Source organism: Picosynechococcus sp. PCC 7002, from assembly GCF_963860125.1.
Taxonomy (GTDB): domain Bacteria; phylum Cyanobacteriota; class Cyanobacteriia; order Cyanobacteriales; family MRBY01; genus MRBY01.
Map to the genome: position 1 here is coordinate 1,466,165 of NZ_CAWLFA010000001.1, position 13,139 is coordinate 1,479,303.

A 13,139-nucleotide genomic window follows, 5' to 3' on the forward strand; every position below is an offset into this window, starting at 1 on the left:
GGTTAGACTAAGTATTTCGATGAACTAATGAGTATTTTGTGCAGTCTTGAGGGTGTGAGACCACACCACTGCTTGGTGTTTCTAGCATAGTGGAACCACACTGATTCCATCCCGAACTCAGATGTGAAACGCTATAGCGGCGACGATACCTGTGGGGTAGCCTACCGGGAAAATAGCTCAATGCCAAGCTTCTCTCTCTTATGAAAAACTGAATATCTTATTCTTCAACTTTATATTCTAATCAAAGCTCTCAATCTACAGGTTGAGGGCTTTATTTGTCGTGTAGAACTACAGTAAAGCTGTCTTTCTACCATGACAGCTTGTGATATTTTCTAAGTAACTGAGAGGTCTAAAATATAAAGCTACTAATCATTCCACTGAGGAGAATAAAGCCAATCGTAACGTTCTCTTCGAAGAGTCGATTGTAGGCTTTGCGGGGAAGATTGGGTTTCCGAATTTTTAGATATTGTTTAAACCAAAGACCGACAGCGATCGCCCAGGCGATACCGTAAATCAAAAGATTAATATTCAATGTTTTGCCTAGAATAGCAAGACAAGTCGCTGTTAAGACAAAGAAAATACCGACGGCTTCGGGGGCAAATTTACCAAAAAAAATAGCGCTAGAATTAATGCCAATTTTCAAATCATCATCCCGGTCGGAGAGAGCGTAGATGGTGTCAAAACCTAAAGTCCAGAAAACTGTTGCACCCCATAACAGCCAGGTTGCAGCAGTTAAATTTTGGGTCACAGCACTCCAACTAATGAGAACGGCAAAGCCCCAGGCGATCGCCAAAACAAGTTGCGGTACCGGGAAAAAACGTTTTGCTAGAGGATAAGCAATAATCACGGGCACTGCGGCGACGCATAGCCAAAAACTAAGGGGATTTGTCCAGGGATTGAAATAAAACGCTAACCCAGCGGCACAAAGAAAAAAGGCGATCGCCGTAATAATTCCTACTTTGACCGTGAGAGCTTTAGAAGCGAGGGGGCGAACTTTTGTGCGTTCCACTTGGGGATCAATATCCCGGTCCCATAAATCATTCACAACGCAGCCCGCAGCACTGGTGGTAATTGCTCCAAGGATAATCACTAAGACCAGTTTCCAGTCGGGTTTGGCCTCAGCCGCTAAGAAGACGGCCCATAGGGCAGGAATGATTAGAATTAAGCGACCCGCCGGTTTATCCCAGCGTAATAAATAGATAATTTTTTTCCAGGTAGGCTCAGAAACCATAGATGTTCAACGAAGAGATGTCATAAAAAATCAGTAAATCGGAGGTAATCCTTAATAATAGAGAAGTCAGCAAAGATGACAGACATAAATCTATGGCTACTTCCGTCTATCAGCTTAAAACGAATTCCACTCAATTTGCGAATGTCACCCAAGGGGAGGACTGTACCCTAGCAGCGATTGATATCGGCACCAACTCAATTCACATGGTGATTGTCAAAATTCAACCCAGCCTGCCCGCATTTACAATTGTGGCCCGGGAAAAAGATACGGTGCGCCTCGGTCATCGCGATCGCCTCACAGGAAACCTGACGGAAGCCGCCATGGATCGTTCTTTAAATGCCCTCCGTCGTTGTCAGGATCTAGCGACGAGTTTTCAGGTGGATTCTTTAGTAGCAGTGGCAACCAGTGCCGTGCGAGAAGCCCCCAACGGTCGAGAATTTTTACAACGGATTGAAGCAGAATTAGGGTTAGAAGTTGATCTAATCTCCGGCCAAGAAGAAGCGCGCCGTATCTACCTCGGTGTTTTATCAGCCGTTGACTTTAACCAACAACCCCATGTTTTGATTGATATTGGGGGCGGTTCGACAGAAATTAGCTTGGTGGAAAGCCATGAAGCACGCTTTCTTAGCAGCACAAAGGTGGGAGCGGTGCGGTTAACCCAGGACTTTGTGAATACTGATCCGATTAGTAACCGAGAATTTGCGGCCCTACAAGCTTATATTCGGGGGATGTTAGAGCGTCCCATTGAAGAACTACAAGAGCATCTTTTCCCGGAAGAACAGGTACAAATGATCGGGACCTCTGGCACCATTGAAACCTTGGCAGCAATGCACGCGATGGCCAATTTAGGAAATGTGCCGAGTCCCCTCCATGGCTATACGTTTTCGCGTCAGGATTTGAGCAAACTGATTCAACAGATGCGGGAGCTTAATTGTCGGGAGCGCTCAAATTTACCAGGAATGTCCGATAAGCGCGCAGAAATTATTCTGGCAGGGGCAATCATCCTCCAAGAAGCGATGGATCTATTGCAGCTGAAAAAAATTACCCTCTGTGAACGGGCGTTGCGGGAAGGGGTGATCGTCGACTGGATGCTTTCCCATGGTTTGATTGAAAGTCGCCTGCAATACCAAAGTTCGATTCGGGAACGGAGTGTGATGGCGATCGCCAAAAAATATCGCGTTGATTTGGTCGCCAGTAAACGCACTGCCGTATTTTCCCTGAGTCTCTTTGATCAGCTCCAGGGGGGGCTGCACCAATGGGACACCGAAGCGAGGGAGATGCTCTGGGCGGCGGCGATTCTCCATAACTGTGGCCTTTACATTAGCCATGCGGCTCACCATAAACATTCCTACTATCTGATTCGTAATGCAGAGCTCCTCGGCTTTAATGAAACCCAATTAGAAATCGTCGCGAACCTCGCCCGCTACCACCGCAAAAGCAAGCCGAAGAAAAAACACGAAAATTATCAAAATCTCATCCACAAAGAACACCGACAGATGGTGAGTGAGTTGAGTGCGATCATGCGGCTTGCGGTGGCCCTTGACCGACGCCAGGTAGGGGCGATCGCCGAAATTCAGTGTGACTTTGATGCGAAACAACGCCTACTCACCCTCAAGCTAATCCCAACCCATAGGGATGATGCCTGCGAACTAGAGCTCTGGAGTTTAAACTATAACAAGGAGATCTTTGAAGAAGAATTTGCAGTGACCGTGGCCGCCCATCTATGCCCCTAAACTCTTAGAATAGTTAATCCACGTTAATCTTTTCTTAAAATCCCTGTACCAATGCGGCGGCGATCGCCCCTGTGACTAGCCCAGATAGCCCCTTACTGCTACCCTTTAGAGAAGATTTCGTTTGTTTGACTACACTTTCTAAACTTTAAGAGAACAATTGTGGTTCTGAGTACTCCTAAAGCCGATCCGACCTCTGCTCCCTTTCCGACCCACCATGCTGCTAAGTGGCCGGGTCTGATTAACGCGTATCGCCAATATCTCCCCGTAACCGACAGCACCCCCGTGGTGACCCTCTACGAAGGCAATACTCCCCTGATTCCCATTCCCAGTATTGCCGCAGAAATCGGTCGTGGGGTGCAAGTCTATGCCAAATATGACGGCCTAAATCCCACGGGGAGCTTTAAAGACCGGGGCATGACCATGGCAATTACCAAAGCCAAGGAAGCAGGGGCCGAAGCCGTAATTTGTGCGAGTACTGGTAACACATCTGCTGCTGCTGCTGCCTATGCTAGACGGGCAGGTCTAAGGGCGTTTGTCTTAATTCCCGATGGTTATGTGGCCCTAGGAAAATTAGCCCAGGCTTTGTTATACGGGGCTGAAGTGATCGCCATTGAAGGCAACTTTGATAACGCCCTCAGCATCGTGCGACAAATGTCGGAAAATTACCCTGTAACACTGGTCAATTCTGTGAATCCCTACCGGCTCCAGGGTCAAAAAACCGCAGCATTTGAGGTAGTCGATGCCCTCGGTGAAGCGCCGGATTGGCTTTGTATTCCTGTAGGCAATGCAGGGAATATCACAGCCTATTGGATGGGATTTTGTGAATACCATGAACTAAATAAAGCGACGAAGCTCCCCCGCATGATGGGCTTCCAAGCGTCTGGTGCGGCACCGTTTATCCAGGGAGGGCCTGTCCATAACCCGGAAACCCTGGCAACGGCAATTCGCATTGGCAACCCGGTAAACTGGGACAAAGCCCACGGGGTGCAAGCGGCTAGCCAAGGGGCTTTTAATGCGGTGACCGACGAAGAAATTATCGAGGCTTATCGCAAGCTTGGGGCTAACGAAGGAATTTTCTGTGAACCTGCCAGTGCAGCCTCGGTGGCCGGACTTTTGAAAGTCAAAGATCAAGTGCCAACGGGAGCAACGGTAGTTTGTGTTCTGACAGGTAATGGTTTGAAGGATCCCGATGCGGCGATCGCCCACAGTTTATCAAAAGGGCAAACCGGAATTCCTGCAAATATGGCAGCGGTGGCTAAGGCAATGGGATTCTAGGCTGTAATTCAATCACTTCAACAAAACTGCGCCTGAATCTGCTAAGGATTTGGGCGTTTTTTTCGGCAACGAAGCAACAAGGTCATCATGTTAAGCTTGACTCCTTCTCAAATCGAACAACTCATCACCCACGCCCAGACCTGCTATCCGGAAGAGTGTTGTGGTCTGTTACTGGGGCAAAATAAAACAGTCCGGGAAATCTGGCCCACGGAAAATACTTGGACGCTGGCGTTTAGCCAAGCAATGCCGGAAGTGCTCCCCCAAAATCCCCAGTCCCAGTCGCGCCATGACCGGTTTGCGATCGCCCCTGCCGCAATTCTCAAAGCCCAGAAATACGCCCGCGCCCAAGGCCTAGCGATCATCGGCATCTACCATTCGCACCCTGACCATGCCGCAATTCCCTCTGAATATGACCGGGCGATCGCCTGGGATATTTATTCTTACCTCATTCTCTCTGTCCACCAGCGGCGCGTCGCTGACTATCGCAGTTGGCAACTCGATGGCGATCGCCAATTTCAAGAAGAACCGATCCAGATTCAGCATTTAGATTCTGAATTCTTACAATAGAGCTAACTTTCCCCAGAGGCTTTCCCATGAGACACCAGCGTTGGTCACGTTTTGTGGTTCCCATCTTGTTTTATTTCGGTGCCCGTTTCGTCTTTCAGCAGACAGAACGACCAACCATTTCCTCGACAGCGAATCAGCCGGTCGCCCAACAGGAACAACCCCTCACCCCCCAACCCGTCAAAAATCCCAATACCGAAACCATCGAACAGCAGATTCATACCCAAATCAATGCCTATCGAGTCAGTCTGGGCCTAGAACCTTTAACGTTGGACTACCGGATTACGAATGAGTCCCGCAAATACAGTGCCAAAATGGCCTCTGGCGAAGCCAGTTTTTCCCATGATGGTTTTGACGAACGGGCCGCTAGCCTTGAAAAACAAGCTTTAAAATATGCTAGTGTTGCCGAAAATCTCGCGCTTCTCCAAGGCTATGATGACCTTGCCACCGTGGCCGTAGAAGGTTGGATCGACAGTCCCGGCCACCACAAAAATATTATTGGCGACTTCGATCTCACAGGCATTGGTGTCGTTAAAAACGAAGAAGGTGTCTACTATTTCACGCAGCTTTTTCTCAAGCGCCGCTAATTACTGCTGACTTCTATCGATTGATCCTGGACATGGTGCGGGTTGTCGAGCAACTGTAATTCCGGCGTCCCTTGGGCAACGTTCAGCTCAAACCAAAACGTGGTACCAATGCCCACTTCACTGATGAGGTGAATCCGACTATTGTGTTTATCAATAATATTTTTCACGATTGATAACCCAAGCCCCGTGCCTTCGAGGGTATGCACACGATTTTCCACCCGGAAGAAACGGTCAAAAATTGCCTCTTGATCCTCTGGGTCAATGCCAATCCCTGTATCTGAAATTTCAATGCGCACCCGCTCTGGATCGTGGGGAACAGGATAGGCTCTCACACTGACACAGCCCCCTGCTTGGGTGAATTTGAGTGCATTCCCCACGAGATTTGTTAGTACCTGTAACAACAAATCATAATGACCCAAAATCATCGGTAGATCAGTTGCTAACTCATGGGTCAGGGTGATTTCTTTATCCCGGGCGTTAAGTTGGTGGGTTCTCAGGGTTTGCTCAATGGGTTGGGAAATATCCACTTCATCAAGGCGATAAACGCGGGAAGATTCAAGGCGCGATAAATCTAAAACATCATTCACTAGACGAGTGAGGCGATCGGTCTCGTTATTGGCGGTTTCGAGGAAATCTTGCCGCTGCTGTTCTGTCAAATCATCCCCATATTCATGGAGGGTCTCAATAAAAGACTTGATATTAAAGAGTGGGGTGCGCAATTCATGGGAAACGTTACTGATAAATTGGCTTTTGGCCTTATTGAGCTCCGCTTCTTTGGTAATGTCTTGGACGGTAATCGCAATGCCCCGCACATTGATTTTGCTCTTGTCTAGCACTTCAGTGAGCAAAATCCGAATCGTTGTGGCTTCTGCCACGTTGTCCACCATATCTTCAAGGGTGATTTTAAATTCATTTCCCCGAATAATTTCTTCGGCATTGCCTTGGACAGCATGGTGCTCAATCAGGAAGTCTGAATCTAGGTTTTCGCCAGCGGCAATCTGATGGAGCGGCCGGGTAATTTGGGTGGTGACAGAGGCGGGTAAGTGGTGCAGGACAGTGGTGCCAATGATTGATTTTTCGTCCCAGTGAAAAATCTTGCGGGCCGTTGGGTTGGCCAAAATAATTTTTAAGTCTGTGTCGAGGAGGATTGCTCCGTCGGCAATGGTGGTGACGAGGGTTTCGAGCTTGGCTTTTTCGGAGGTGAGTTCTTCGATATTTTGCTCTTCGTAGCTAGCAAGCCGTTCGGCCATTTCGTTGAAGTTTACGATCAGTTCACCGAGTTCCCCACCAAAGGGAAGATCAATTCGTTGCTCGAAATTTCCGGCGGCAATATTTTTTACGCCATCGAGGAGTTCTTTAATGGGGCGCGTAATGGTCAAGGCGTTAAAGACACCACCGAGGATGACCATGACCCAAATAAAGACAAACACGGCGAGGGTAACATCCCGCGTCAGATTAGAAGAAGCAACAACGGTGGCATTGGGATTGATGCCCACCACAAGAATGCCTAGGTATTCGTCATTTTGGTGGAGGGGTACGAAGACATCTGTAATTTCGCCGTTGGGGGTTAAATGTTGTTTGGCAACGGGGAAAAATCCGGCGGGATTGTAATCATCTGGTGGAGTAATGCGCCGTTCGATGGTGAGGCTGTTTTGGACTTCGGCTTCGGAGTAGGGAATACCGTAGACAATTTTGCCGTTGGGATCGGCATAGATGAGGTAGCGGACGTTTTCGGTGCTGTTGTAAAAGCGATTGGTGAAGAGGGCGAGGTCGGAAAGATTGTGGTCGGCGACAAGGGGCGCGACGTTTGCTGCCAGTAAAAGGCCCAGATCGCTGCCGAAACGGGTGTCATTCAGGCGGGCATCTTGCTGGATTGAGTTCACCGCCCAAAAGGTAAAACCACTCATCAGCAGGGACACGGCGAGGGTGGCTGCAGCCATCAGTTTGGTCTGCAATGTGAATTCTGACCACCAGCGGGAAAGGATATTGCGGAGTTTGGTGATGAGGGTTAGCAAGGTGTTTTCGGGGGTGAACTTACCAGATCAAGTTTGCTTTATTAAATACAATGTAACGTTTTGTTGCAAGCTACGCTTTTTTGAGGCGGTGTCCAATGTCGCGACGGTAGTACATTCCTGGGAACTGAACTTTGGGAACGGCCTGGTATACGTTGGCGATCGCCTGATCAAAACTGTGACCACGGCAAACAATGCCAAGGACACGACCCCCATTGGTGACGAGGGTATCTCCTTCTAATTTAGTCCCTGCATGGAAAACTGTCGCACCTAGAGCTTCAGCTGCTTGGATACCTGTGATAATCTTGCCCTTTTCATAGGCACCGGGATAGCCCGCCGCCGCCGCCACGACGCAAACTGCACTACCGTCATACCACTGCAAAGGAGGCAGTTCAGCCAGGGTTTGATTAATGCAGGCGAGCATAATCTCATCAAGGGGTGTTTCGAGGAGGGGTAAAACCGCCTGGGTTTCTGGATCGCCAAAGCGACAGTTAAATTCCAGCACCTTAACCTCGCCATTTGGTGCAACCATGAGACCTGCGTAGAGAATCCCCCGGTAATCAATGCCGCGATTTTGTAAAGTTTTGAGAGTGGCCTCCAGAACATCGGTTTGGACTTGGGCCATGATCTCGGTGGTGGCGATGGGCGTTGGGGCGTAAACCCCCATTCCCCCGGTATTTTCCCCGGTATCTCCTTCGCCAATTTGTTTGTGGTCTTGGGAGGGCAGCAAGGGGCGGATCGTCTTCCCATCGGTGAGAGCGAGGACAGAGACTTCCTGACCCACGAGAAATTCTTCGACGACTAAGGTTTTGTACCCTTCGGCCCAGAGGCGATCAACGGCGTTTAAGGCTTCTTCTAAGGTTTCTGCGACGATCACCCCCTTTCCGGCAGCGAGACTATCGGCTTTGACAACGATGGGAACGATGGGCGCGCCTTGGGTTTGGATGTAGTCCTTTGCGGCTTGGGGATTGTTAAAAGTGCCAGCGGCGGCAGTGGGAACCCCTGCTTCGTTCATTAAGTCCTTGGCCCAAGCTTTACTGGCTTCAATGATTGCGCCATCTTTTTTCGGACCGAATACGGAAATCTTGCGTTCTGAGAGAAAGTCAGCAAGGCCGAGGGACAGGGGGACTTCTGGGCCGACGGCAACAAAAGCAATGTCGTGGTCGGTACAGGCTTGGGCAATTCCCGCAAAGTCATCCACAGCAATAGGTAGATTTTGGCAATTTTCTAACAGAGCGGTGCCGCCATTACCGGGGGTACAAACGACTTTCTGGACGTTGGGAGATTGGAGCAGTTTCCAGGCGATCGCATGCTCTCTGCCGCCGTTACCCACCACGAGTACATTCATTGTTACTAATTCAACCTTTGTTAATTGATCAATCTTTTATTCTATCGGAAGAGATTCCCCCATTGGAGGCTATGGTAAAGTTCTGGCAATGGTGAGGGCAGACAAAATGAACTTTGGCAAAATATTTTTGGGTTAGCCCAGTGATAGATCGTAAAAGTGACCGTCAAAGATTTTTTAAAAAGCATTTTCTATCGGGCATAAGTCTCGTCATTTGTGCGGTGGCAGTGGGGGTGATTTGGCAGGAATTTCGACGTATTAATTGGCCCCTTGTCTGGGAAAATTTGAATCACCTTTCTGGAGCTCAGTTAGGACTAGCAAGCTTTTTTGTGGTGTGTAGTTACGGGGCGATCGCCAATTATGATCTTTTGGCATTTCGATATCTCCAAAAAACTTTAGATACCTATAAAATCGCCTTTACAGGGTTGATCACCTATGCCATTAGTCCAAACGTGGGTTTTGCGTTTCTGTCGGGGAGTATGTTGCGCTACCGCCTCTATCGTCAGTGGCAAGTGTCCCATTTAGAAATTGCTCAGGTTATTGCCTTTACCAATTTAAGTTTGTGGGTCGGGTTATTGCCCATTAGTGGCATTATTTTTACGATTTTTAAGTTTCCCCTACCAACGGGCATTCAATTGCCTTTTTTTGCACAATCACTACAGGGATTTGGCATTCTTTGTTTAGGGATTAGTGCTTTATATGTGTTGGGTTCTTGTGTATTTAAAAAGCCATTGCAGTGGCGTAATTATCAGTTTAAATTTCCTTCATTAAAACTTTCTCTTCAGCAGGTTTTTGTATTTAGTTTGGATTGGGGATTTGCCGCTCTAGCACTGCATTCTCTGTTGGCGCCCCCCCTCAATTATCCTGTTTTTTTCGGAGTTTATGTACTAGCGATGGTTGCCGGCTTAGTGAGTACAATTCCCGGTGGTTTGGGGATTTTCGAGACGGTGATTCTCTTTTTCTTGCAAGACACCCAGCCAGAGGAGGTCATTTTAGCCACCTTAATTGTTTTTCGGGGTCTGTACTATTTATTGCCTTTTGCGATCGCCGTTGCCGCTTTACTGTTGTTTGAATATCGCCAAACCCGTAAACCTAAGCAGTTCTAGGCAGGGAATCTGGTACTGCCCAGGCGGCTAGGTCTAAATTTTGGGTGAAAATCTCGTCAATGGGTAGCAGTTCCCCGGTGGTGGTCAGGAATCTATGGTCTGGGGTCGCCCGAATCATTTGGCCATTTTCCAGTTCATATTCATACAAAAGGCGATCGCCCCGTTGGTGCCACTGTTCAATGAGTTGAGCATAAATCAAGCCTTGCGCATCAACACTGTACACATGGCAGAGCAATTCCTGTTCCACGATAGTTTGGATCGGCAGCACCCCATATTCAACGGTGACGACAGGTGTGCCCCCGGCGAGGCAATATTCCGCAAATTTCACCATCTGGTCGAACAAATCCCTGGCGATCGCCTCCGAAACCCCATTGGTCGCCGCCCCCTCCACGAACTTGGCCTCGTGTTTTTTCATTTCATCAATTTTCTTTTTCCCCATCGCCCGCCGCAGCAGATCCGCTTCCCCGAGGGAATAGCCCGCCAAATCCTGGGCCATTTTCATAATCTGTTCTTGGTAAACCAAGACCCCATAGGTTTCATTCAAAATCGACTGCAAAAGCTCGTGCTGATATTCAATCTTTTCGACGCCATGTTTGCGGTTGATAAAAATCGGAATTAAGCCCGCATCCAAGGGGCCAGGTCGGTAAAGGGCAAGGACAGAGGAAATGTCCTCAATGCCGGAAGGGCGCAAATCCTGGACAATTTTTTTCATGCCGTCAGATTCAAGCTGGAAAATCCCCTCTAGATCTCCCCGACCAAACAGATCATGGGTTTTATCAATATCACCCGGTAACTTTTTCGCATGGCCTTTACTGATGATTTCTAGGGCCTTGCGTTCATCGAGGGGTAACTGATCGAGATCCAGTTCTACGTGGCGATATTCTTTGATCAAATCCGCCGCTTTTTTGATGGTAGTGAGATTTTTTAGGCCGAGAAAATCCATTTTCAGCAGCCCCATCGCCTCCACATCTTCCATGTAATATTGGGTGATCACCGCCCCTTCATTGTTACGCTGGAGCGGTACCGCTTCATCTAAGGGCGTTGAAGAAATCACCACCCCGGCGGCATGAACCCCAAAGGTTTTGTTTGTTCCTTCGATGCGGATCGCCATATCGACCCAGCGGCGTACTTGGGGATCGGTTTCGTAGCGACGTTTAAATTCTGGTTCTGGCGTATCGTCGGAAATCATCACCTTCAGCTTTGCCGGTTTGCCCCGGGCCACGGGGATCATTTTTGCCATCATGTCCGCTTCTCCGTAGGGAATATCCAGCACCCGCGCCACATCTTTGAGCACGGCCTTGGAGGTCATGCGGTTAAAAGTAATAATTTGTGCGACCCGGTCTTCACCATATTTTTCGGTGACATACTTGATCATTTCGTCCCGCCGCTCGATACAAAAATCCGTATCAACGTCCGGCATGGATTTTCGTTCGGGGTTGAGGAACCGCTCGAACAGCAGACTGTGGTGAATGGGGTCAATATTCGTAATGCCCAGGGAATAGGCCACGAGGGAACCCGCCGCAGAACCGCGCCCTGGCCCGACGGGAATATCATTGTCCCTGGCGTATTTTACGTAATCCCATACCACGAGGAAGTACGTGGAAAAGCCCATCTGCTGCATCATTTGCAGTTCGTATTCGAGGCGTTCTTTGTAGGTGGGATCGACTTCGGCCTGGGTTTTGCATTTGAGGCGTTTGAGGAGTCCGTCCCAGGTGACTGCTTCGAGGTAACTGTCAGCGGTGTGGCCCTCGGGGACGGGGTAATCGGGAATGCGGGGTTCCCCCAGGATTTTGTAAGGTTCGACCTTGGCGGCAACTTCGAGGGTATTGGCGATCGCCTGGTCAATAATCCCTGGGTCGAGGTGATCTCGAAAGAGTTTACGCATCTCATCGGCGGATTTGAGATATTCGGTGCCGCTGTAGCGGAGGCGCTTATCTTCGGTGATTAATTTTGCGGTTTGAATACACAGGAGGGCATCGTGGGCCTCCACGTCGTAGCAAGAAATGAAGTGGGAGTCGTTGGTGGCGATGATTTTAATGTCGAGTTCCTGGGCAATTTTGACGATCTCCACATTGACGATGCGGTCTTCCTGGGAGCCATGGTCTTGGATTTCGAGGTAATAGTCATCGCCAAAAATATTTTTGTACCACTTCGCCACTTCCCGCGCCCGCTGATATTCGCCCTTGAGGATACATTGGGGCACTTCCCCACCGAGACAGGCACTGGTCATAATCAGCCCTTCGTGGTGTTGCTCAATGAGTTCTTTGTTAATGCAGGGGCGGGCGAAAATCCCTTTGCCTTGAAAGCCCTTGAGGTGCGAAATAGTGGTCAATTTCACCAGGTTTTTGTAGCCCTGGGTATTTTTCGCCAGAACGACCTGATGGTACTTCTTAAACCGTTGGGTTTTGTCTTCGATGTCGCCGTTGATCACGTACATTTCGTTGCCAATGATCGGCTTGATCCGTTTATTGCGACAGGTTTTGAGCAGTTCGATCGCCCCGTACATCACCCCATGATCCGTTAAGGCGATCGCCGGCATTTTCAGTTCTTCAGCCCGCTTAATGAGGGGCTTAATCTGGGACGCGCCATCGAGCAAACTGTAATCACTGTGGATGTGGAGACCGACAAAAGACATGGCGAGGGGGAACTCTAGTAGGGGAAGTAGACCCTCATTTTAGGCGATCGCCTTTCACTATGACGGGGGAAATGCCGGGATTATTCTAGGGGAACATCACCATAGATTTCCTGGAGGGGGGCATTCAGATTTAGGGCTTCGATGTGGGCGATCGCCTCTAGACCTTTATAGGTTTGTAGAAGCCAGATATCAGCTTTTTGGCGACGAAAACATTCCACCAGGTATTGATCCACATTAATGAGGAGATACTCTTGCAGACTGGGAATTTCCCGGTAAAACTCGAACTTGCGCCCCCGATCAAAGGATTCTGTTGAGGGGGAAAGCACTTCTACAATCACCGTGGGGAATTGAATATAGCTGAGTTGTGGCTCGTCTCGCTGGTCACAGGTGACAACTAGATCTGGATAGAAAAAACGACGGCGATCGCCCACATTAACTTTCATATCCGAGATGTAAGTCCGACAGCCCGCAGCCCGGAGTCCATTTTTCAGGAGAATCAATAGGTTACTACTGATCAGATTATGATTGCCCGTGCCCCCAGCCATGGCGTAAATTTCACCATCGATATATTCATGCTTAATTTCGCTCGTTTGCTCAAGGGCTAAATATTCTTCTGGAGTGAGGGGTTGGTGGTCAGAAAGGGCAATCATG

10 protein-coding genes and 1 rRNA gene are annotated in these 13,139 nt (G+C 48.9%); 6 read left to right on the forward strand and 5 right to left on the reverse strand.

The genetic code is table 11. From position 1 onward, the window contains the following. Nucleotides 1-71: 71 nt before the first annotated feature. Nucleotides 72-189 (forward strand): 5S ribosomal RNA (rrf, locus tag AACQ84_RS07130). 160 nt (nt 190-349) lie between these two features. Here rrf and AACQ84_RS07135 read toward each other — a convergent pair. Continuing rightward, complete coding sequence (locus AACQ84_RS07135) at nt 350-1,231, reverse strand: 4-hydroxybenzoate solanesyltransferase (protein ID WP_012307014.1); 882 nt, start codon at nt 1,229-1,231, stop codon at nt 350-352. A gap of 92 nt (nt 1,232-1,323) precedes the next feature. Between AACQ84_RS07135 and AACQ84_RS07140 the strand changes: the two genes are divergently transcribed. The 4 genes from AACQ84_RS07140 (at nt 1,324) to AACQ84_RS07155 (ending at nt 5,390) form a co-directional block, all read left to right on the forward strand. Further along, a complete protein-coding gene (locus tag AACQ84_RS07140; protein WP_012307015.1) occupies nt 1,324-2,964 on the forward strand; it encodes a Ppx/GppA phosphatase family protein in 1,641 nt (546 codons plus the stop codon). Between the two features lie 165 nt (nt 2,965-3,129). Then, nucleotides 3,130-4,239 carry a threonine synthase gene (gene thrC, locus AACQ84_RS07145; RefSeq protein WP_045442698.1) on the forward strand — a complete coding sequence of 370 codons (1,110 nt, stop codon included), beginning with the start codon at nt 3,130-3,132 and terminating at the stop codon, nt 4,237-4,239. 87 nt (nt 4,240-4,326) lie between these two features. Further along, nucleotides 4,327-4,806: a Mov34/MPN/PAD-1 family protein gene (locus AACQ84_RS07150; protein WP_012307017.1), complete on the forward strand. Its 480-nt coding sequence runs from the start codon at nt 4,327-4,329 to the stop codon at nt 4,804-4,806. 26 nt (nt 4,807-4,832) lie between these two features. Further along, entirely contained in the window at nt 4,833-5,390 is a 558-nt protein-coding gene (locus AACQ84_RS07155; RefSeq protein ID WP_012307018.1) for a CAP domain-containing protein, read from the forward strand. Here AACQ84_RS07155 and nblS read toward each other — a convergent pair. Next, a complete protein-coding gene (nblS, locus tag AACQ84_RS07160) occupies nt 5,387-7,405 on the reverse strand; it encodes a two-component system sensor histidine kinase NblS (RefSeq protein WP_012307019.1) in 2,019 nt (672 codons plus the stop codon). The two genes, AACQ84_RS07155 and nblS, sit on opposite strands and share 4 nt — an antisense overlap. A 70-nt stretch (nt 7,406-7,475) precedes the next feature. Beyond that, complete coding sequence (purD, locus tag AACQ84_RS07165; protein WP_012307020.1) at nt 7,476-8,750, reverse strand: phosphoribosylamine--glycine ligase; 1,275 nt, start codon at nt 8,748-8,750, stop codon at nt 7,476-7,478. A gap of 140 nt (nt 8,751-8,890) precedes the next feature. Here purD and AACQ84_RS07170 point away from each other — a divergent pair, with 140 nt between their 5' ends. After that, on the forward strand, nt 8,891-9,853 hold the full coding sequence (locus AACQ84_RS07170) for a UPF0104 family protein (protein WP_012307021.1): 963 nt from the start codon (nt 8,891-8,893) through the stop codon (nt 9,851-9,853). Here AACQ84_RS07170 and AACQ84_RS07175 read toward each other — a convergent pair. Then, nucleotides 9,840-12,488, reverse strand: coding sequence for a trans-splicing intein-formed DNA polymerase III subunit alpha N-terminal partner DnaE-N (locus AACQ84_RS07175; RefSeq protein ID WP_012307022.1), 2,649 nt, complete (start codon nt 12,486-12,488; stop codon nt 9,840-9,842). The two genes, AACQ84_RS07170 and AACQ84_RS07175, sit on opposite strands and share 14 nt — an antisense overlap. An 80-nt stretch (nt 12,489-12,568) precedes the next feature. Further along, the gene (locus AACQ84_RS07180) at nt 12,569-13,138 is read right to left on the reverse strand and encodes a Uma2 family endonuclease (protein ID WP_012307023.1); all 570 of its coding nucleotides are present in this window, start codon (nt 13,136-13,138) and stop codon (nt 12,569-12,571) included. Nucleotide 13,139: the final 1 nt, after the last annotated feature.

Coding starts and splice junctions, on each gene's coding strand:
- AACQ84_RS07140 (WP_012307015.1), top strand. CDS start 1,324: ATGGCTACTTCCGTCTATCAGCTTAAAACGAATTCCACTCAATTTGCG.
- AACQ84_RS07175 (WP_012307022.1), bottom strand. CDS start 12,488: ATGTCTTTTGTCGGTCTCCACATCCACAGTGATTACAGTTTGCTCGAT.
- purD (WP_012307020.1), bottom strand. CDS start 8,750: ATGAATGTACTCGTGGTGGGTAACGGCGGCAGAGAGCATGCGATCGCC.
- AACQ84_RS07135 (WP_012307014.1), bottom strand. CDS start 1,231: ATGGTTTCTGAGCCTACCTGGAAAAAAATTATCTATTTATTACGCTGG.
- AACQ84_RS07150 (WP_012307017.1), top strand. CDS start 4,327: ATGTTAAGCTTGACTCCTTCTCAAATCGAACAACTCATCACCCACGCC.
- AACQ84_RS07155 (WP_012307018.1), top strand. CDS start 4,833: ATGAGACACCAGCGTTGGTCACGTTTTGTGGTTCCCATCTTGTTTTAT.
- AACQ84_RS07180 (WP_012307023.1), bottom strand. CDS start 13,138: ATGATTGCCCTTTCTGACCACCAACCCCTCACTCCAGAAGAATATTTA.